Below are 20,353 nucleotides of genomic sequence, written 5' to 3'. Positions count from 1 at the left end.
TTCGCCCGTCATGGCATCTGCCATCGCTGGGCGAATGAAAGTGCTTCCGATTCTCGAACTGGCATTGCTGGTTGCCGCTTCGATCGCACCGCTCGTCCTGCGGGATTACATCACTGTCTATGCAACGCGAGTGCTCATCCTGTGCCTCTTTGCGTTGTCGTTCGACCTGGTGTGGGGCTATGCTGGGATATTGAGCTTGGGTCAGTCGTTGTTCTTCGGCATGGCCGGCTACGGTGTGGCGCTGCTGTCACGCGATTTCGGGGTCGGATCGATTTTTGCTGTTCTTCCGGCGGGAACCCTGATCGGCTTTGTCGCGGCATTGTTGCTGGCAGGTTTTTTGCTGCTCGGCCGTCACCCCTCCAGTGTGGTCTTCGTTTCGCTTGGTACCATGACCGGAGCTTACGCAGCTGACCGGCTGGCTCGGGGTTCTCATTATCTCGGCGGCCAGAACGGTATCCCTTCGATCCAACCGATGACAATCGGCTCGCACGAACTGAGCGAGGGACCAGGATTTTACTACCTGGTTCTCGCCATTTTGGTTCTGATCTACCTTCTGTCGCGCTTTTTGCTGCGGTCGCAGTTCGGTCTGGCGCTGGCGGGATTGCGAGAGAACGAACAGCGCATCGCCTTCTTCGGGTACAAAGTGCAGCATTTAAAGGCGATCATATTCGCAATCAGCGGAGCGATCGCAGGGACTGCCGGCAGCCTCTATGCGTTTCACGAGGGCTTCGTCTGGACCAACATGCTGGGCGTGGTCATGTCGACCCAGGTCGTGCTCTACGTATTGTTCGGCGGCTCCGGGACATTGATCGGTGCGGTCATCGGCACCGCGATTGTCGAGGGCCTCAGCTTCTGGCTCTCCGACAACTATCGGGACATCTGGCCGATCATTCTTGGCGTTTTGCTGTTGCTCGTCATTATGTTCCGGCCCCTCGGCTTGATCAGCCTCGTGCTGGGAGAGCGGGAACGTGTCGGTCATTTCGGCCCGAGCCTGAAGGAGAAGCGCAATGCCGCTCCTTGAAGCCGTGGGCATCTCCAAGGTCTTTGGCAAGCTCACCGCGCTGGACGCAGCGGCGCTCACCGTGGGCGAGAGAGAGTTTCATGGCCTGATCGGGCCGAACGGCTCTGGCAAGAGCACGCTGATGAAGTGTGTTGCAGGTGCGCTCGTGCCAACGCGGGGCAAGGTGACGTTCATCAATACCGACGTCACATTGTTGACGCCGCCAGAGCGCGCGCGAGCGGGCATGAGCCTGAAATTCCAGATCACCGCCGTGCTGCCGACCCTCACGCTTTACGACAACATCCTGCTCGCGCTGCAGGCCCGGTCCTCACTGCTGGATCTGGCGTTCTCGCGCAGTCGGGGACGACTGCGGGAGGAGGTCATGACACTGCTCCTCCAGTTCCGGCTCGCCGATCGCGCCTTTGATGCTGCGGCGACCCTGTCTCACGGGCAGCAGCAATGGCTGGAGATCGCGATGGCGCTTGCTTGCCGGCCGCGCCTTCTGCTGTTGGACGAGCCGACCGGTGGCATGAGCCTCGAGGAGCGCCGCGTCACGGGCGAGTTGCTGCAGCCGATCAAAAAGCATTGCTCGCTCGTCATCGTGGAGCACGACCTGGATTTCATCCGCGACATCTGCGACCGGCTAACCGTGCTCGATCAGGGCAAGGTTCTGGCGTCGGGGACGGTTGCCGAGATCCAGGCCAACAGAAGCGTCCAGGAGATCTATTTGCGCCGTGCCTGAATTCCTCAATATCAACCATCTCGACGCCGGCTATGGACGCAGCCAGGTCTTGTTCGACGTCAATATGGCCGTCCCGCCGCGCGGCGGTGTGGCCGTCCTTGGCCGCAACGGCGCCGGAAAGAGCACGCTCATGAAGGCGATCGTGGGCGAACTGCCGGCATGGAAGGGCGGCGTGCAGTTCAACGGCCAGGATATCGACCGCCGCCGCACCGAGGAGCGGGTACGGGCGGGCATCGGATATGTGCCGCAAGAGCATTCAGTGTTTGCGCGCCTGTCCGTGCGCGACAATCTCGCCGTCGGATCGCTTTTGCACCGCGACGGATCGGCAGTGGACCGGGTGATGAGGACGTTTCCAAAACTCGGCCAGCGACTGGATCAGCCGGCCGGAACACTGTCCGGTGGCGAGCGCAAGATGCTCGCAATCGCCCGGGCGATGCTCGGCAACCCTAAGCTTCTCCTATTGGATGAGCCGACCGAGGGGGTCTGGATCGGCGTCATCGAGGAGATCACCGAGCGCTTGATGGAGCTTGCCAGAGAGATCGCCATCATCATCGTTGAGCAACATCTCGATCTCGCAATGCGTGTCGCGGAGAACGCCTATGTGCTCGATCGCGGCCGTGTTGCGCTTTCGGGCCCGTCGCAGCGGCTGCGCGACGACCCGCGACTCCTGACATATCTGGCTCCGTAGAGGCGTCCGCCAGCGGCCATCTCCCAGCCGAAGGTGGCGCATTCAAGTTCCTTGCGATGGCTGAACAGAGAGGGACGATGTCTGAGACCATGAGCGATTTTGTAAATGCCTGCCAGGTCGTCGATGTCCATGAGCATCACATGCCCGAGGTCGCACATAGCCGGGACGTAAATCTGTTGAAGCTATTCCAGCAGAGCTATGCGGCCTGGACAAGCAACGTTCTGCCATCCGACCCCAAGGCGACGGGCGATATTTTATCTACCGCTACTCAGCCGACGACCTGGGAAGCCCTTGCGCCGTTCCTTGAGAGGAGCGGCTCAAATGCATTCGTTCGCAACCTTGCGGACGGTGTCGCCGAGCTTTACGGCGTCGCCGACACCGGAATCACGCGCGAAAACTGGGAGGCGGTGGACGCTACCGTGCGCTTGCGCCACAAGGAAGTGACATGGCCAGGTGAAGTGATTAAGCGCGCCGGCATCAGGAGAATCGTAACGGACCCTTTTCTGGATCCGTTGATGGATCCGCGTCCGGGTCTTGGGCAAAGCTACGATGCGGTCCTGCGGATCAACGCATTCGCGCTCGGCTGGCATCCTGAAGCCCGCGATCACAACGGAAATTGCGGCCAGGCGTTGCTGCTGCGCCTCGGCATGGAGGTGAAAACCTTCGACGACTATTGCGCCGCGATCCGCGAGCTCGTAGCCGGCTGCGCCTGGCGCAATCACGTTGCGCTTAAGAACGCGCTCGCCTATGACCGCGACCTGAGCTTTGACGAACCGAATGAGGAACTGGCCCGGCAGGCCTGGGGACAAAGGGCTCCATCCCCTGCGGCGCGCAAGGCTTTCTGCGACTTTGTCGTCGACCTGTTTTGTCAGCTCGCAGGCGAGGCCGATCTGCCAGTCCAAACGCACCTTGGAACGGCAATCATCAGCGGCTCCCACCCGCTAAGGATAACCGGGTTGATTGAGCGTCATCCTCGGACCCGCTTTCTGCTGATGCATTTGGCTTATCCGTGGAGCCGGGACTTGTTGGGAATGGCCTTTGTGTACCGAAATGTCTGGCTCGATCTGTGCTGGTCGTTTCTGTTGAGCCCGTCACATTTCAAGCTCGCCTTGCACGAGGCTATTGAAGTCTTGCCGGATGAATCGCGAATGATGATCGGAGGAGATTGTCTTCACGTTGAGGAGACCTTTGCCGCGATACAGGGCGCGCGCCGGCTGATCGGCGAGGTTCTGAACGAAAAAGTCGCGAACGGTTACTTCCGATCCCAAGACGCAGAGCGCCTGGCCGTCAGAATCCTTGGCGAGAACGCGAAGGAGTTTTTCAGACTGCCCTGAATGCTGCCCCTCGTTACGCGATTTTACCCAAAGTCGGCGGAAGAGGCTGCTCGAGGCCCACGAATGACGGTTAGCTTTTCGGCTATCGCGCCGCCGGAACGAGCAGGGCGCGCGGATCGAAGGCCAAGAGCCAAGGGGAGGTCAGTTCGATGTTGAATGATCACCGGCACCTCAGCCGCCGCCGCTTTCTTAGCAATTTTGCCTTTGCGTCTGCGGCCATTGCGGCCGGCCCGGGCAGCTGGGTGATCCGTCCTGACTGGGCCAACGCTGCCGAAGGTCCGATCAGGATCGGCATTGCCACCGACCTTACCGGAGCACTTGGCTTCGCCGGGAATACCGACGCCAATGTTGCTCGCATGATCGTGAGCGAGATCAACGAGAACGGTGGTCTGTTGGGGCGCCCGATCGAGCTCCTGATTGAGGATACCGCGTCCAACGAGTCCGTTGCTGTCGGCAACGTCCGCAAGCTGGTTCAACGAGACAAGGTCGACCTGGTGCTCGGCGGCATTGCCAGCTCAATGCGCAACGCGATCAAGGACATCATCATCTCTCGTGGCAAGACGCTCTACATCTATCCGCAGGCCTACGAAGGCAGGGAGTGCACGCCCTACCTGTTCTGCACCGGGCCGGTACCGGCGCAGAATTGCGACCGGTTCATTCCGTGGTTGATCAAGAATGGTGGCAGACGCTTTGCGCTGCCTGGATCAAACTACGTCTGGCCGCAAACAATCAATGCGTATGCGCGCAAGGTGATCGAGAGCAGCGGCGGGGAGGTGGTTTTCGAAGAGTATTACCCGCTCGACCAGATCGATTTTTCATCCACCGTGAGCCGCATCACGTCCAACAAGGTAGACGTAGTATTCAACAGTGTCATCCCTCCAGGCGTCGGCTCGTTCTTCAAACAGCTTTATGAAGCGGGCTTTTCCAGGAATGGCGGACAGCTGGGCTGCGTCTACTATGACGAAAACACACTCGAAATGAACCAGGCTCACGAGATCGAAGGCCTCGCCAGCAGCCTCGACTATTACAAGGCGCTCGCGGTGGAAGATCCGGTGAGCGCCAAGATTCAGTCGGGCTACGAAAAGCAGTTTCCCGGCAAGTTCCGGTTCTCAGCAGGCAGCGCCGCGACCGGCACCTACCGAGGATTGAAGCTGTGGGAAGCCGCAGTGAGGGAAGCCGGTACAATTGACCGCGAGGCCGTCGCCGCAGCCCTCGACCACGCCAGGATTGCGCAAGGGCCTGGCGGGCCGGCGGAGATGGTGCCGGGCAAGCGCCACTGCAGGATGAACATGTACATTGGTGTGGCAAAGGCCGGCCAATACGAGATCGTCGCCCGTAGCGCCGGCCTGGTCGAGCCGAAGGAGTGTTGAATATCGCATGTAGCGCGGGCGAGCTTCGCCGGCGCCGCTTGCGAGCAGAACTCGCCTACCTCCCCCGATAATTCGGCGGCCTCTTCTCAAAGAAGGCGTTCATTCCCTCCTGCTGGTCAGCTGTGCTGAAAGCGTGGCGTATCGCTTGCCGCTCGAACTCGAGCCCGGCGTCCAGCGTGGTCTGAAACGCGGCGAGAACGGCCGCTTTGGCAAGTTCAGCCGATCGGGGAGGCTTTTGCGCAATCAGATCGGCTATTTCGAGGGCTCGCGCCTGTGCCCGGCCGCTTTCGACAACTTCGGCCACGAGACCGGCCTGCATCGCCATGCGGGCCGTGATGGACTGGCCGCTCAGGATCATCAGCATGGCAAGAGATTTGCCAGCCACGCGTGTCAGCCTCTGCGTTGCGCCGTCGCCCGGCAATATCCCGATGTTGATCTCGGGCTGCGCAAATACCGCCTCTTCGCCTGCTATCACGATGTCCGCGAGCAGGGCCAATTCGTGGCCACCGCCGAAGCAAATGCCCTCGACCGCGGCGATGAGGGGCTTGGGGAAATTGGCGATGTCCCGCCAGGCCGAACGTCGCGCCGAATTGTCGATGGCCTCAAAGCCGCGCTCTCGCATCTCCTTGATGTCGGCTCCGGCAGAGAAGAACCCAGCGCTGCCACAAAGCACCACACAGCGGACATCCTCATCGATTGCGGCACGGCGCAAAGTGGCGCCAAGCTCCACGATCAGCTCGTTGCTCAAGGCGTTTCGTTTCGATGTCCTGTTCAGCGTCACAAGGCGCAAATGGGGCGCGACAGATGTCGACAGGATGAGATCGGACGTGTTGGTCATGGAGCGGTTCTCCGGAGGGGAATAAGAGAGCTCGGCCTTAGACTGAAATCGATTTCTTGGCAATGAACCTTCTTTTGCGCTATTTTTTTGAGTGCTCAGCTCCCGCAGCCCAACGGCATGCGCTCAATGCGGCGTTGACGGCGAGCGTTTAGGCAGGTCCAGCGCTTGAAATGAGCTTGACTCCGCGGTTCCGAACACGTATTGAGTTTGAAATCGATTTCAGAAATTTTATGTAGAAATAGACAATACTGCGGGAAACCGGAAGCGGCCGGCGAGAGTGGTGGATCTCCATTGACGCTGCGAGGGTCCCGTGACCCCGAGCCGTCCAAGAAGACTATCAGCTTCTTCGGAAGCGGGCTGAGAGCAACAGGAGGAAGGCTAGCCATGGGGATGGCATGGAATCCCGCGCGCGCTTCATGCGAACCGCAGCGCAAGTCGCAAACATCGATGGAGGCGTCCTGCGCGATTGAGCTCGTGCAATCGCCGCTGGTGAGGCGAGGCCCGCAAACAAGTGAAGCGAGGCGGGGCTTGCCGCCAGCATACGGGGCTCCTTTTACGCCAGAGCTTGCGCGGGCCGGCAGACTTAAGGCCGCAACTCTCGTGGACCCCGCCGCGGCGGGCGCAGTCGAGCGGGCGAGCGGCTGTTCGTTGTCGCCCGGCCCGCAACATCATTGACGTCATCATCAGAGCCCGAGGACCCATGAACATTGTTGCTCAGCCCAGCGCCGTATCCATCCAGCTTGACAATCCAGTTGCGGACAAACGGATGACCGCCGGCCTCGGAGGAGGCGTAGCTCTGGAGTGGTACGACTGGAATATCTATGGCGCCATGGCGGCGTTTCTCTCGCCCCACTTCTTTCCCTCTGATGATCCCACGACCTCGCTGCTCGCGGGACTGGCCGTATACGGCGCGGGTTTCTTCGCACGGCCCCTGGGCGCAGCGCTGCTGGGCCCCGTCGCCGATCGCATCAGCCACAAGCGCGTGATGCTGATCTCGGTCACGGCCATGGCGGTTTGCTCGCTTTTGATATCCTTGTTGCCGACCTACAAGGACATTGGCGTCATGGCGGCGGTGGCGCTGCTCATCATGAGACTGATTCAGGGGCTTGCCACGGGCGCTGAAGCGGGTGTCGCCAACGCCATCGCGATTGAACTGGCGCCGCCCGGAAAGGAAGGACGTTTTCTTGGTCTGATCGGCGGCACGTTCATCCAGCTCGGGAATCTCGGATCCAGCCTGGTGGCCTTCCTGGTGAGTGCCTCGGTGGCTCCCGATGTGATGCGCGAGTGGGCCTGGCGCATACCCTTCGCGGTCGGTGGCGTGCTGGGCCTGCTGATCATCTATCTGCGCACCGCCGTGCCGGAAACCTTGATCCATCGAGCCATGCACCGGCAGGACGAGGCTTCGCGCATTCAGGAAACGACGAGCGGGGTGTGGAAGACGCTGTGGAGCGTGCGGCTATCCCTACTGACTGTCATTCTCGTGATCGGGTCGATGCAGATTGCCAATTATGCCTGGAACGCCGGTCTGCCCAACATGGCCAATACCGTGTTCAAGGAGAACAGCACGTCGGTGTATGGGATCATGACATTGATGATCCTGACCTGGATGCTGTCCGCTCCCCTGGTCGGCGCCTTCGCCGACAAGATTCGGCCCTCGCGCGCATTCACGCTGCTGCGGCTGCTGCTCATCCCGTGCTTCTTCCTGACACTGCTCTACTCCGAAAAGAGCATCTCTACCTTCTTCTTTGTCACGGTGTTCGGCGGCGCCATTGTGGGCTTCAACATGGCCCTCTACAACTTCATCGCGACCACGCTGATGCCGCGGGCGGTACGGACGACGGGCGTAGCTCTTGGGTATGCGCTCGGTGTTTCGCTGTTTGGCGGAACGTCACCCTACCTCATGGTCTGGCTACAACGCGAGCATATTGCCTGGATGTTTCCCGTGTATGGCTCACTGGTAGCGCTGCTCAGCGTCGTGGTCTACCAGATCGCCAAGAAACGCGGCCGCGTCTACATCGGTGATTGAAGGCGCCCTGCCTGCTGCTTTCCGGCTGCGCCAAGGCAGACGCAAGCGTTTCTTGTCCGGTGCGGCACGGCTCGCACGCGGACCGGCGAATTCCTGAACTGGAGTCCAACGAATGAAAACACCTTCATCGCCGCACTTCACGTCCGTGGACTTGAAGCCATATTTCAACGCCAGGCGTGCAAATGCCGGTGAAGGTTTCGCCAGCCGCCCGGGCGATACTGGCTGGATCGATTCGCTTCGCGGGCTGAAGACCCATCGCGGCATGCCCTTTCTTTTCGGCAGCGAAACAGGGCCGGACGTGCTGGAGCTGCGTCCAGGGGCACCTCCTGTCGTCATCGCATTGCCGCCGAGAATGGCAAGCTATGTGCTGTTCGTGCAAGTGGCGGCAGACCGCCCCAGCGCAAGCCCGCAAGGTTTCGGGGAGATCGGCCCGGCCACGCTGCCTGTAGAAGGCAATCCACTTGGCGATCGGGTAGCCACTTATGGGCTCCGCTATACCGACGGCAGCGAGACTGACGTGCCGGTGCTGCGCAGGTTCGCGATCCAGCAGAACCACATCTCCTGGAGTGCGAGTGCGTTCGCTGCACTGCCGCTACGCGCACCGATCGTGCACGCAAGCACCGGCGAGGACTTCGTACTCGGCAGAGCGCCGGGAGCGAGCTTCTTCCTGGGCGAGGCTCGCACCGAATCGGGACGCATGGATCGGCAAGGCGAGAACCTGTGGCTTTACGCGCTCCCGAACCCCTATCCGGACAAGGAGCTTTCGGCGTTAAGTTTGCGCGCGGAACAGGAAATCTCGCTGGTCTTTGCGGTGACCACGACAACGCTCACCGAGCATCCGCTGCGCCTTCAGGGCCGCCGCAAGCTCAAGATGCAGCTGCCGCCCGCAGTCCATCTGAACAAGCTTGGCGAGCTCGACGTCGACGATCGGGACGAGCAGATCGGCATGGACCTCGGCACGGTCATCTCGGCCCGCGCAGTGCTGGAGTACTCCAAAGCGGATTGGCTCGGCGCCAAAGTTGATGTGCAGCCCGTGCGCTCCGGGAACGAAGTCATCGTCGAGTACTCCGCACATTCGGACGCAAGGCTCTATCTGCGCTCCGACGATGGTCGCTTGCACGTCTTTGAGCTTCGATCGCTCGAAGTTGCCGGCAATGCAGGAGGCGCATCGCTCAATGCGAGCACAGTCGAACCGGCCACAAGGCCGGTCAGGATCCGCATCGTGGAGAAGGCCAGTGGCATGCGTGTTGCCGCGCGCCTGCATCTCCACGGTGCGCAGGGGGAGTATCTGCCGCCCAAGGGACATCACCGCAAGGTCAACACCGGCAGGTTCGAGGACTTCGCCGGCGAGTTTGCCAATGGGCTGAACCAGTACGCCTATGTGGACGGCAGCTGCGAGGCGGACCTGCCGCTGGGGCCCGTGTTCGTCGAGATCTGCAGGGGCTTTGAGGTGCATCCGCTGCGCACCATCGTCGAAATCACCGCGACCACCGACAATCTCACCTTTGAGCTCGATCGTGTGCTGCGCTGGCGCGAACAGGGATGGGTCAGCTCCGATACGCACGTCCACTTCCTGAGTCCGCAGACGGCTCTGCTCGAGGGCAAGGCTGAGGGTGTCAACGTCGTCAACTTGCTCGCGGCACAGTGGGGCGAGCTATTTACCAACGTCGCCGATTTCGACGGCCGCACGACGATCGGGGCAAAGGATTTCGGAGGGGACGGAGAGTTCCTCGTTCGCGTTGGCACGGAAAACCGGATGCAGGTTCTAGGGCACATATCGCTGCTCGGCTACGAAGGCGAGATGATCAATCCCCTCTCTTGCGGCGGGTCCAACGAAGCTGCGATCGGCGATGTCCTGGAAGCGACCATGGCCGACTGGGCGGAGCGCTGCCGCCAGCAAGGGGGACTGGTCGTGATGCCGCACGCCCCGAACCCCCAAGCCGAGCGGGCGGCCGACATTGTGCTCGGCCTTGTCGATGCCATCGAAATGATGTCGTTCAACCCGCGAACGGCTCAGATCAGCGCGTTTGGCCTGGCCGACTGGTACCGCTACCTCAACATCGGATACCATCTGCCGCTGGTCGCGGGCTCCGACAAGATGGATGCGGCCGCACTTCTCGGGGGCTCGCGGACCTATGTGCGGCTGGGCGAACGCGACTTCACCTATCGCAACTGGATGGAGGCCGTGCGTCGCGGGGATACGTTCATCACCGTCGGGCCCCTGGTTGAGATGACCGTCGAAGGCCTGCGTCCTGGGAGCACGATTTCCCTGTCCCGTTCAGGCGGCACGCTTGTCATCGACTGGCGCATCGAATCGGTCAGCGTCGCACCGACACGGCTGGAGCTGATCCGGAACGGCACTGTGGTCGAGGAAGTCCGATGTGCCAGTCTGTCCTGCAAAGGTCAGCTCTCGCTGCGCATCACCGAATCCTGTTGGATCTCGCTCCGAGTGCGGGGCAGTGTCGCCGGACGCGAGGCCGACATCGCGGCGCACACCAGTGCCGTCTACGTCACGGTTGGCGAGCAACCCATCTTTGCCACTGCGGACGCCGTGTCGGTCCTTGCGCAAATCGAGGGATCAATCGCCTACATGGACACGCTTGCGCCGAAGTCGAATGAGGCGCGGCACGCGCGGCTTCGAGCCACCCTGGAACTTGCGCATCATCGCCTGCATCACAGACTGCACGAGCTTGGCGCCGGCCATCACCATGCGCCCGTTCACTCCGTTCACGTAGAACGCGAGCATTAAAACCCTCGTATGCCCTAGGCTTTGGGGCAGCTGTCATGGCCTCAGGCGCATCTACTCTTCTCGCTAATCAATGATGTGGGCGAGAGCAGCCACTGCATTCCGACCGGCTCCTAGGGCCCTGGGGAGAGTCATGTGAAATCGTTTTCATGATGTCGGATCAAACATCCCGACTGCGCCGCCGGCGGGCCGGGCCTTCGCCGGAGCGTGGCGGCGCGCTCGATGAGCGCATGACCAGGCGGTAGGGCAACAGGACGCTTTTGGGAACCGGGCTTCCGGCGATGGCATTGATCAGATAATCGGCGGCCCCCCGGCCGATTTCAGCTGCCGGAACACTGACGGTTGTGAGCGGGGGGTCCATTTGCGCCGCGAGCTCCACATCGTCAAATCCTGTGATGGAAAGCGCGACCGGGACCATCAGCCCCATCTTGCGAGCCTCAGCCATTGCACCGATGGCAAGCGTGTCGGTGGTGCAGATCACCGCCGTCGTATCAGGGTGGTCGGTCAGGAGCTGACGAAGGGCGCTGCGGCCCTGGGCAAGCGAATAATCGGCCTTGATGATCTGGGTCGGCTTGAGCGGGAGGCCGGCCTCGGAGAGCGCGCGCTGAATTCCCTCGAGCCTGGCGCGAGATCTGTCGTTGGAGGTTGCCACAACATTGGCGATCGCGCCGAATCGGACATGTCCGAGCCTCAGGAGATACTCGGTCATTTCCCGGGTGGCGCTTTCGTTATCGATCCCGATCGCGGGGATGCCGCCGCCGGCCTTGGAAACATAGGTCGTGATGACAGGTACGCCGGCCTGTTCAATCAGGCTCCTCAGTTCACGTCCATGGGAGCCGCCAACCAGGACAATTCCATCGATGCCGCGTTCGACGAGGCTCTGCAGTTCCTGGAATTCACGCCGCTGGTCATACTGGGAATTGGCAATGAACAGCGTGTAACCGCTTTCGCTGAGGCGGTTCTGCAGCGCCTCCACCCCCTCCGCAAAGATGCCGAGCGCCAGCGTCGGGACGATGACGCCAACGGTGCGCATGCGTCCCGATTTCAATGCCCTGGCCGCGCTGTCGCGCGTATAGGACAGGTCATTGATATGCCGCATGACCCTGTCGCGAAGCTCCGGCCGTACGATATCGGGGTGATTGAGGACGCGCGAGACGGTCGCCGGCGAGACATTCGCCTTCCGGGCGACGTCCTCGATCTTCACGCGCGGTTGCTGGCGGCCCTTGGTGTCGATGACGGGTTTCTTGTCCATCTGCTCTAAAAACAATCGGGAGAAGGAGAGGGTCTCCGCTCAAAGCTTTAACCACCCCGAGCGCCACCTGCTCAACCCCCGTATGTGGACGATCTCGCGCTATTAGTGGTCCTCCTCACGCAGACGGCATTGGTGAGCTGGTCGAACGGCATTCGAAAAGTCTGTCGGTCCGCTTGACTCCATCCAAATGAGGGAATATTTCTGAAATCGATTTCAGAACTGAAGTAAGAAAATACCGTCAATCTCAGGAAACCCGAAGGCACAGACGTATGGTCGATCTCTTGAAGGGCATTCGTATCCTGAGCTTCAATCACTTCCTGATGGGTCCGGTCGGGGTGCAGTTTCTGGCGGACCTCGGCGCCGACGTGATTGCCGTCGAACCTCCGGGTGGTGCCTTCCAGAGGAAGTGGGGCGGAGCGGACAAGCGGGTCGACGGCCAGTCGATGTTGCTTCTCACCGGAAACCGCAACAAGCGCAGCCTCGCGCTCGATCTGAAGAAGCCCGAAGCGGTCGCCATCGCCAGGCAACTGATCGCGCAATCGGATGTGATCACCGAGAACTTCCGCCCGGGCGTACTCGACAAGCTTGGCCTTGGCTATGAGGATGCAAAGAAGATCAATCCTCAGATCATCTATGCTGCCGCCTCCGGCTACGGTCCTGACGGGCCCTACGTCAATCGGCCCGGCCAGGATCTCTTGATCCAGGCGCTGTCAGGGCTTGCGATGATCACCGGAAGTCGCGAGCAGGGGCCGCGGGCTGTCGGGGTTTCCGCCATCGATCATCACGGCGCTGCCTTGTTTGCGGCGGGGATCCTCGCTGCCCTGGTGAGGAAAGCGCGCACGGGGCAGGGCTGCCGGGTCGATGTCAGCCTGCTGTCGGCAGCGCTCGACCTGCAGATGGAATCTTTTACCTGCTACCTGAATGGCCAAAGGCCTGACGACGTCCGTCAGCCCGGCCCCGTGGCCGGTTGGTACTACGGAGCGCCTTACGGCATCTATGCAACGCGCGATCGACACATTGCGATCTCTCTGGGATCGCTGGAGGCGCTCTCGGAAGCGCTCGGCCTTCCTGCCGATCAGCGAATTCCTGACGAGGAGGCGTATCGAAGGCGGGATGAAGCCTCGAGTCGGATTGCCGCCAACGTCGCTAAACGCTCGACCACGGAATGCATCGCCCTGTTCGAAGCGCACGGGATTTGGCACGCCGCAGTCAACGATTATGCCGAGGTCGTTGCCGATCCGCAGATCGCGCACAACAAAAACTTCCAGGTCGTCGCTGGCGCAACGGGGACTCCCATCACGCTTGTCAGCCATCCCGTGCGCTACGACGGAGAACTGCCGGACGTGCGTTTGCCGCCGCAAAAGCTTGGTGCGCAAACGGAAGAGATCCTGAAAGAGCTCGGCTATGACGCCCGGCAATTGAAGGATCTCTACGAGACGGGCGCCGTCGGCGCTGCAGAATAGCATTACCAAACAAAAATAAGCTTCACAAAAGAAGCGCGCTTTCTCAACCGGAGGGACCATGAATGGGACATGAGCCAACTGGCGCGCGCCTTTTCGGCGACGCTTCCAGCGACGTTTACTCTTCGACATCAGCGCAAGCGGCGATGCCGCTTGGTGGAGACGTGAACACCTTCGTTCACGTCAGTCCCGTGTCCGATGGGCATGAAGCTCAAATTGCGAGCAGGACAATGACCGCGGGCCTCGGCGGAGGCGTTGCGCTCGAATGGTACGATTGGAACGTCTATGGCGTGATGGCGGCGTTTCTGTCGCCTCATTTTTTCCCGTCCAATGATCCCACCACCTCGTTGCTCGCCGCACTCGCCGTCTACGGAGCGGGCTTCCTCGCGCGGCCGCTGGGCGCAGCCCTGCTCGGTCCGGTCGCCGATCGCATCAGCCACAAACGGGTGATGATGATCTCGGTCACGGCGATGGCGCTGTGCTCGCTCTTGATCGCGCTTCTGCCGACTTACAAGGATATCGGGGTCACCGCGGCGGTTGCACTGCTTCTCCTTCGTCTCGTTCAAGGACTTGCGACCGGCGCTGAAGCCGGCGTCGCTAACGCCATCGCCATCGAGCTGGCACCGCCCGGCCAGGAGGGGCGTTATCTGGGCCTGATCAGCGGTACGTTCATCCAGCTCGGCATCTTCGGATCCAGCATGGTCGCCTTCCTCGTGAGCGCGTCGGTCGCCCTCGAGGTGCTGCGCGAATGGGCCTGGCGTCTGCCATTCGCCGTCGGCGGCGTGCTTGGCTTCTTGATCATTTATCTGCGCAGCACCCTTCCAGAAACCTTGATTAATCGCGCGATGCACCGCCAGGATGAGCTGTCGCGAATTCAGGACACGACAGGCGGTGTCTGGAAGACGCTTTGGAGCGTCCGGCTCTCGCTGCTCGCTGTCATCCTGGTGATCGGGTCGGTGCAGATCGCGAACTACGCCTGGAACACCGGCCTACCCAACATGGCGAACACCGTGTTCAAGGAGGATAGCACGTCTGTCTACGGCATCATGACGCTAATGCTCCTGATCTGGATGTTTGCCGCTCCTTTGGTTGGCGCGTTCGCCGACAAAGTCCGGCCCTCACGTGCTTTCACGCTGCTGCGCCTGTTGCTCATCCCGTGCTTCTTCCTGACGCTGGTCTATTCGGAGAAGAGCATCTCCACGTTCTTCTTTGTCACGGTGTTCGGAGGCGCCATCGTGGGCTTCAACATGGCCCTCTACAACTTTATCGCCACAACGCTGATGCCGCGTGCCGTGCGGACCACGGGGGTGGCGCTCGGCTACGCGTTAGGCGTGTCGCTGTTTGGCGGCACATCACCCTATCTGCTCGTGTGGTTACAACGTGAGCAGATCGCCTGGATGTTTCCTGTCTATGGATCGTTGATCGCGCTGCTCAGTGTCGTGGTCTACCAGATCGCCAGGAGGCGTGGCCGCGTCTACATCGGCGACTGACCCCCGCGCCGCCTCACCGCGCCTTTTGGCGTAAAGAGAATTCTGTCGGACCAAGAATGATGTCGAGAAGCGAATATCTTTCCGCGCGCGAGCGCATGCTGACGCGCATTGCACAGACCCGGGACGCTGCACGCTCTGGCCTGCCACATTGGGCGAGCACCGTCGACGGAAACTGGACGTTCACGCCTGACGGCGATTGGACCGGCGGCGCGTTCGTCGGCGAGCTCTGGCTTGCGCATCTCGCCGATCCCAGGCGCTTTTCAATCGAAGATGCGCATGCCGCGCTGGCGCGGATGTTGCCACGCGCCGAGCGGCTTACGGCCTTCAAGGGTTTCGGCTTCTATCACGCCGGCGCCCTCGGCAGCATTGTCTTTGCGGATGAAACTGCGCGAGCGGCGGCTCTCACGGCAGCAAGGTCGCTTCGGGATATGTTTGATCCTCGCCTCGGACTGATCCCGTTGGGCGGGGATGCCGAGGAGGCGAGCGCAGTCGGAGCCTCCGAGAGCAGCATCGATACGCTCCAGGCGATAGGCCTGCTCTATTGGGCCGCAGACGAGCTTGGCGATGCGCGGATGGAGGAGGTTGCCAACGCGCATATGCGGCGCGTCCTGGAGATCCACGTGCGGCCGGATCATTCGGTGATCCAGTCCTCCACGCTCGACCCGCACACCGGCAAGGTCCTCAGAACGCACACGCACAAGGGATATAGCGATATCAGCACCTGGGGCCGGGCGCAGGGATGGGCGATGCTCTACACCGCTCACGCGGCCATGGTTCGCCCGAAAGAGCCGTTATGGCGCGATTACGCGGTGCGGGTTCTCGACTGGTGGATCGACCATGTCCCTGCCGACCTTATTGCCTACTGGGATTTCGACGATCCTGCGATTCCCAACACCAGCAGGGATACTGCGGCCACTGCTATCGCCGCTGCCTCGGCGCTGCGGCTCGCATCCGCACTCGGTCCTGAGGAGGGCGCCAAGTATCGAGTGTTTGCGGAGCGCACGGTAACGCAGCTGTCGACATACCTGACACCGATTGCTCCCGATGACCGGCGCCCGCCTGGAATGCTCACAGGGGGCTGCTTCACCCGGAAGGCGGTCGTGCGCGATATCGATGCGGCGGAGAACGTCGAGCTGATCTTCGGAAGCTACTTCCTGTTTGAATGTCTTGTCATCCTGACGGGGCTGCTCCCATCTGGGCGGATCTAGGAACGATGAGCGAAACGTCCGACCTCGATCAACAGCATCTTCGAGCAGTCTTGCTCGTGCGCCCCGCCGCTCAATCTGTCCAGGAAGTTCGACGGCATCGGCTCCAATCCTTGAATGTTCCGAAGTTTTAATCGGGCCCGAGAGCAACTGACTGCCTTCAGTTTGGAATCCGCTGCATGAGAAATGCGAAAACTCCCGTCTATCGCGGCCTGTTCCCGGTCGCTCCCACGCCCTTTACGGACTCTGGAGATCTCGATCTGGAAGGGCAGCGGCGCGTGCTGGATTGCATGATCGATCAAGGCGTCGACGGGATCTGCATTCTGGCCAATTATTCCGAGCAGTTCCTGCTGTCGGATCAGGAACGCGATATTCTGGTCGATCTCTGCCTCTCGCATGTCGCCGGCCGCAAGCCCGTCATGGTGACCTGCAGCCATTTCAGTACGCAGATCGCGGTGCAACGCGCTCGCTATGCGGCCGAACGTGGCGCAAGCCTTGTCATGCTGATGCCACCTTATCATGGCGCAAGCCTCAAGGCGGATGAAAGCGCCATGATCGGGCATTTCGGCCGCATCGCGGACGCCGCCGGGATTCCAATCATGGTCCAGGACGCGCCGCTCTCCGGCGTAACATTGACGGTCCCTTTTCTCGTCCGGCTCGCTTGCGAGGTGCCGCTCGCGAGATATTTCAAGATCGAGGTCCCATTTGCGGCTGCCAAGCTGCGTAGCCTGATCGACCTCGGCGGTAAGTCCATCATCGGTCCATTTGACGGGGAGGAGGCCATCACCATGATGGCCGACCTCGATGCCGGTGCGACCGGAACGATGTCGAGCGCGCTGCTGCCCGATCTGCTTCGCCCCGTGCTCGATCATCACAAAGCGGGACGCAGGCAGGAAGCAGCTCTTGCGTATGCAAGGGTCCTGCCGCTCATCAATTTCGAGAACCGCCAGTGCGGCCTGCGTGCTGCCAAGAGCGTGATGGCTGAAGGTGGTGTGATCAAATGCGAAGCCGTGCGGCATCCGCTCGATCAGCTTCATCCGGTCACGAGAGCTGGATTGATCGAGCTTGCGCATGAGCTCAACCCGCTGGCTCTTCGCTGGGGACATTGAGGCATGAACAATCGGGAGCGAGCGCTGCAGTCACAACCTGTGTACCCCCAGGCCAGGATGTTCATCGCCGGGGAATGAACGGAAGGGGGTTCGGATCGGTCCGAAGAGATCTTCAACCCCCGCGACCGGACAGCCCATTGGCAAGTCTCCTTATGCGTCCCGCGGCGATCTTGATCGTGCCCTCGCGGCCGCCGCGGAGGGCCTTGAGATCTGGCGAAAGGTATCGGCCTTCGACCTGTACAGGATGATGAAGGCAGCCGATCTCATGCGCTCGCTCGCGGCCGACATCGCAGCAATCATGATGCTCGAACAGGGTAAACCGCTCGGCGAGTCGAACGCTGAAACGCTCCTTGCCGCCGATGTCATCGACTGGCACGCCGAGGAAGGACGCCGAGCTTATGAGCGGATCGTGCCGGCGCGCTTTGGCAATGTCGCCCAGCTCGTGACCAAGGAGCCGGTCCGGCCGGTTGCCGCATTTACGCCTGGAATTTTCCGATCAATCAGGCCGTGCGGAAGATCTCCGCCAGCCTTGCAGCCGGCTGCTCCATCATCGTCAAGGGCCCTGAAGAGACCCCGGCAAGCTGCATGGAGTTGGCTCGTAGCTTCGCGGATGCGGGCTTGCCGGCGGGCGTGGTCAATCTCGTCTTCGGGGTACCGTCCGAAGTGTCAGACTATCTCATCCGCCATCCTATCATCCGCAAGATATCCTTCACCGGCTCGACCGTGGTCGGAAAGCAGCTCGCAGCCCTTGCTGGTGCCCATATGAAGCGCGCCACCATCGAGCTCGGCGGCATTCGCCTGCCATTGTTTTCGTGGATGTCGACGTCGAGAAGGCTGCCAGAATCCTCTCCGCGAACAAGTTCCGCAACATCGGCCAAGTCTGCGTCTCGCCGCCGCGGTTTCTGGTGTGAGAGTGTCTATGAAGATTTCGTCGACAGGATGTTGCCGAGGCCAGCGCGATCAAGGTTGGTAATGGCCTCGAAAGGGATAGCCGGATGGGGCCGCTCGCCAACTCGCGGCCGGTCGACGCAATGGAAAACCTTGTCGCGGACGCTCTTGGTCGTAGCGCACAGTTGCACACCGGCGGCAAGCGTATCGGCAATGCGGGGTACTTCTTCGAGCCGACAGTCGTGACTGATGTTCCGCCCCAAGCGCGTATCATGAATGGAGAGCCGTTCGGCCCCGTAGCCCCGATCGCGCGGTTTAAAACCTATGACGAGGTCGTCACGGAGGCCAATCGACTGCCTTACGGCCTCGCCGCCTTACGCCTACATGCGATCCGCCACTACCATGACCGCGATCGGGGCCGATCTTCAATGCGGCATGGTCGATCAATCATCATGGGCTTGTGCTTCCCGAAGTGCCTTTCGGAGGAACGAAGGAGTCGGGGTTCGGTTCGGAACGTGGCCTTGAGGCAATCGAGGGCTATCTCGACACCAAATTTGTGAGCCAGGCGAGCTCGGAATTGCGGACGCCAAACCGACGGAGAACGACCTCGTTCGACGGTGTCGCCGGATCTCCTCAAGAGCTCCGCCCCTTCTCCGCTTGCAGACCGGCAAGTCTGCCTTCTCCCAAGACTTGAGCCGCCGTCGAGAATTCCGGCAGCGGTCCTTTTCTTTGCTGGACTCACACCTTCTTCTCTATTCAGGCCGGAGCAGAATGAGAAACTCTGTCCGGTAAATCGGCGGGTCGCGGACAATAGCTACGTGTGCAGAAGCGCTCAAGTTTTCGCGCCAATGATAGCCGGCGAGCAACCACCAATCCCGACCCAATCTGCTACAAGCGTGACGCGTTCGAATCCGCTTTGCCTTGGCCGTGACGTGCTGAATGTGCTGTCGAAGGTCTTCAGGCGCGGGCAGCTCTAAGTCGAGCCGAACAAGGAGCCAAGGAAGCACCCGTGAGCGATGTGAGCTATTCGTTGCTTCCCCGTCCGCGTGTCGCCCCAACCGGCACTGGATTACTCGCCAAACGCATTCCGGCTTCGCGCACGCGCATCATGATCGCTAAACCACGTCCTGCAATCGCCAGCGCCCTGGCTCAGTTCGGTGTGCTGCGCCTCCTGACGCCGCCGCCGGATTGGTTTGCGCGGAGGCCTAACGTCATACTCATCGCGCACGGGGCGGCACGCGCCGAAACACGGACGCCAAAGACACGTGGAACGATGGCCCCGCGTAGACTTATACCAATCCGTTTACGATGGCCAAATGTGGCAGGGTCAGTCCACCTTTGCCTGCGACCACCGCAAGGTTGAATTCCTGCGCGGCAGCATCCAGGACCGGCACGGAAACGGCTCTCTCGCGCGCTAGGCGCACAGCACATTCGATATCCTTTGCAGCATTTGCAATCGAGATTGCGAGTGCATCTGGTTTCTCGCCCAACAAAAAGGCGGCGAACGCTTGGAATATTCCACTGTTAGTCGAGCCGCGACCGACCAAAGAGCGTAGCGTCACAAGATCTATCTCTAGACTATCCGCGAACTGACAGACCTCAGCGGCGACGGCAGCTATGCCCATCGTCATACCGTTGTAAACAAGCTTGAGCTTGTGGCCGTCTCCGACATCTCCAACATGCAGAACGGTCTCGCAAAACGCAGCTAGAATGCGTTCGGCGACGGGAAAGAGTGTTGCATCCGACCCAACCATCGCGTTGAGAAGGCCCAGCTCTGCTTGCTCGGGGCTCCGCGTTACTGGAGCATCAATAAAGTTTAGCCCCCGGCTTCGCGCCCTTCTCGCCAATGCAATGGTCGAGGCAGGATACGAGGTCGTGCAATCAATTATCAGACCTCCTCGGCGCATGTGAACAAACAGTCCATCGTGATCGAGGCACACCGTCTCAACTTCACGGCTGGACGGCAGGGATAACACCACGACATTTACGTGCTGCGCCAACTCTGCGATCGATGTGTGCTCGCGGGCTCCTCCACCTGTCAGGCGAACAGCACCGGACCGGTTCTTGTTGACTTTGATGTGGAGTTCGCTTTGGCGTCGCAACAGGCTAATACCTATACCTGTTCCCATGCGTCCCACCCCGATAAGCCCTATGCTTTGCTTGATCGTTTTGGGAGCCGCGTTGGCTGATGATCCTTTGCTCATG

General features: G+C 60.9%; 15 protein-coding genes and 1 pseudogene. 13 read left to right on the top strand and 3 right to left on the bottom strand.

Features of this window, described 5'->3' with window-relative positions; genetic code table 11:
* Positions 1–10: 10 nt before the first annotated feature.
* From XH98_RS31360 to XH98_RS31340, 5 genes are all read left to right on the top strand, one after another.
* A complete protein-coding gene (locus tag XH98_RS31360; RefSeq protein WP_271597959.1) occupies positions 11–1,021 on the top strand; it encodes a branched-chain amino acid ABC transporter permease in 1,011 nt (336 codons plus the stop codon).
* Positions 1,008–1,742: an ABC transporter ATP-binding protein gene (locus XH98_RS31355; RefSeq protein ID WP_271597938.1), complete on the top strand. Its 735-nt coding sequence runs from the start codon at positions 1,008–1,010 to the stop codon at positions 1,740–1,742. The genes XH98_RS31360 and XH98_RS31355 overlap by 14 nt, the downstream gene beginning before the upstream one ends.
* Positions 1,735–2,430, top strand: a complete 696-nt coding sequence (locus XH98_RS31350) for an ABC transporter ATP-binding protein (protein WP_271597939.1) — start codon at positions 1,735–1,737, stop codon at positions 2,428–2,430. The genes XH98_RS31355 and XH98_RS31350 overlap by 8 nt, the downstream gene beginning before the upstream one ends.
* A 77-nt stretch (positions 2,431–2,507) precedes the next feature.
* Positions 2,508–3,764, top strand: a complete 1,257-nt coding sequence (locus XH98_RS31345) for an amidohydrolase family protein (protein WP_271597940.1) — start codon at positions 2,508–2,510, stop codon at positions 3,762–3,764.
* A 149-nt stretch (positions 3,765–3,913) separates the two neighbouring features.
* The gene (locus XH98_RS31340) at positions 3,914–5,134 is read left to right on the top strand and encodes a substrate-binding protein (protein WP_271597941.1); all 1,221 of its coding nucleotides are present in this window, start codon (positions 3,914–3,916) and stop codon (positions 5,132–5,134) included.
* A 55-nt stretch (positions 5,135–5,189) separates the two neighbouring features.
* On the opposite strand, the gene XH98_RS31335 is transcribed toward XH98_RS31340, so the two are convergent.
* Positions 5,190–5,972 (bottom strand): enoyl-CoA hydratase-related protein, encoded by a 783-nt coding sequence (locus XH98_RS31335; RefSeq protein WP_271620925.1) that lies wholly within the window; start codon positions 5,970–5,972, stop codon positions 5,190–5,192.
* Positions 5,973–6,672: 700 nt separating this feature from the next.
* Between XH98_RS31335 and XH98_RS31330 the strand changes: the two genes are divergently transcribed.
* The gene (locus XH98_RS31330) at positions 6,673–7,998 is read left to right on the top strand and encodes an MFS transporter (RefSeq protein ID WP_271597943.1); all 1,326 of its coding nucleotides are present in this window, start codon (positions 6,673–6,675) and stop codon (positions 7,996–7,998) included.
* 145 nt (positions 7,999–8,143) lie between these two features.
* Positions 8,144–10,747, top strand: coding sequence for a CehA/McbA family metallohydrolase (locus tag XH98_RS31325; RefSeq protein WP_271620946.1), 2,604 nt, complete (start codon positions 8,144–8,146; stop codon positions 10,745–10,747).
* Positions 10,748–10,904: 157 nt separating this feature from the next.
* Here the strand turns inward: XH98_RS31325 and XH98_RS31320 are convergent, their stop codons facing one another.
* Positions 10,905–11,948: a LacI family DNA-binding transcriptional regulator gene (locus XH98_RS31320; RefSeq protein ID WP_271597945.1), complete on the bottom strand. Its 1,044-nt coding sequence runs from the start codon at positions 11,946–11,948 to the stop codon at positions 10,905–10,907.
* 317 nt (positions 11,949–12,265) lie between these two features.
* On the opposite strand from XH98_RS31320, the gene XH98_RS31315 reads away from it, so the two are divergent.
* The 6 genes and pseudogenes from XH98_RS31315 to XH98_RS41295 all read left to right on the top strand — a co-directional run bounded on the left by XH98_RS31315 (position 12,266) and on the right by XH98_RS41295 (position 18,842).
* Positions 12,266–13,459, top strand: coding sequence for a CaiB/BaiF CoA transferase family protein (locus tag XH98_RS31315; RefSeq protein WP_271620924.1), 1,194 nt, complete (start codon positions 12,266–12,268; stop codon positions 13,457–13,459).
* A gap of 62 nt (positions 13,460–13,521) precedes the next feature.
* A complete protein-coding gene (locus XH98_RS31310; protein WP_333932788.1) occupies positions 13,522–14,946 on the top strand; it encodes an MFS transporter in 1,425 nt (474 codons plus the stop codon).
* 59 nt (positions 14,947–15,005) lie between these two features.
* On the top strand, positions 15,006–16,154 hold the full coding sequence (locus XH98_RS31305; protein ID WP_271597948.1) for a hypothetical protein: 1,149 nt from the start codon (positions 15,006–15,008) through the stop codon (positions 16,152–16,154).
* A 176-nt stretch (positions 16,155–16,330) separates the two neighbouring features.
* Positions 16,331–17,260, top strand: coding sequence for a dihydrodipicolinate synthase family protein (locus XH98_RS31300; protein WP_271597949.1), 930 nt, complete (start codon positions 16,331–16,333; stop codon positions 17,258–17,260).
* Between the two features lie 10 nt (positions 17,261–17,270).
* Positions 17,271–18,708: pseudogene (locus XH98_RS31290) on the top strand (aldehyde dehydrogenase family protein).
* Positions 18,609–18,842: an aldehyde dehydrogenase family protein gene (locus XH98_RS41295; RefSeq protein WP_442868657.1), complete on the top strand. Its 234-nt coding sequence runs from the start codon at positions 18,609–18,611 to the stop codon at positions 18,840–18,842. The pseudogene XH98_RS31290 and the gene XH98_RS41295 overlap by 100 nt, the downstream one beginning before the upstream one ends.
* 595 nt (positions 18,843–19,437) lie before the next feature.
* On the opposite strand, the gene XH98_RS31280 is transcribed toward XH98_RS41295, so the two are convergent.
* Positions 19,438–20,352: an NAD(P)-dependent oxidoreductase gene (locus XH98_RS31280; protein ID WP_271620922.1), complete on the bottom strand. Its 915-nt coding sequence runs from the start codon at positions 20,350–20,352 to the stop codon at positions 19,438–19,440.
* Between the last annotated feature and the right edge of the window lies 1 nt (position 20,353).

Origin of the sequence: Bradyrhizobium sp. CCBAU 51745, assembly GCF_028128715.1 — a bacterium.
Classification (GTDB): domain Bacteria; phylum Pseudomonadota; class Alphaproteobacteria; order Rhizobiales; family Xanthobacteraceae; genus Bradyrhizobium; species Bradyrhizobium manausense.
Note: the sequence above shows the minus strand (reverse complement) of the source record. Positions and strands in the feature narration are given on the sequence as shown.

Bases quoted from the DNA above. Each gene is read 5' to 3' on its own strand.
- XH98_RS31310 (WP_333932788.1), top strand. From the start codon at position 13,522: ATGGGACATGAGCCAACTGGCGCGCGCCTTTTCGGCGACGCTTCCAGC.
- XH98_RS31355 (WP_271597938.1), top strand. From the start codon at position 1,008: ATGCCGCTCCTTGAAGCCGTGGGCATCTCCAAGGTCTTTGGCAAGCTC.
- XH98_RS31280 (WP_271620922.1), bottom strand. From the start codon at position 20,352: ATGAGCAAAGGATCATCAGCCAACGCGGCTCCCAAAACGATCAAGCAA.
- XH98_RS31345 (WP_271597940.1), top strand. From the start codon at position 2,508: ATGTCTGAGACCATGAGCGATTTTGTAAATGCCTGCCAGGTCGTCGAT.
- XH98_RS31305 (WP_271597948.1), top strand. From the start codon at position 15,006: ATGTCGAGAAGCGAATATCTTTCCGCGCGCGAGCGCATGCTGACGCGC.
- XH98_RS31300 (WP_271597949.1), top strand. From the start codon at position 16,331: ATGAGAAATGCGAAAACTCCCGTCTATCGCGGCCTGTTCCCGGTCGCT.
- XH98_RS31360 (WP_271597959.1), top strand. From the start codon at position 11: ATGGCATCTGCCATCGCTGGGCGAATGAAAGTGCTTCCGATTCTCGAA.
- XH98_RS31335 (WP_271620925.1), bottom strand. From the start codon at position 5,972: ATGACCAACACGTCCGATCTCATCCTGTCGACATCTGTCGCGCCCCAT.
- XH98_RS31340 (WP_271597941.1), top strand. From the start codon at position 3,914: ATGTTGAATGATCACCGGCACCTCAGCCGCCGCCGCTTTCTTAGCAAT.
- XH98_RS31330 (WP_271597943.1), top strand. From the start codon at position 6,673: ATGAACATTGTTGCTCAGCCCAGCGCCGTATCCATCCAGCTTGACAAT.
- XH98_RS31315 (WP_271620924.1), top strand. From the start codon at position 12,266: ATGGTCGATCTCTTGAAGGGCATTCGTATCCTGAGCTTCAATCACTTC.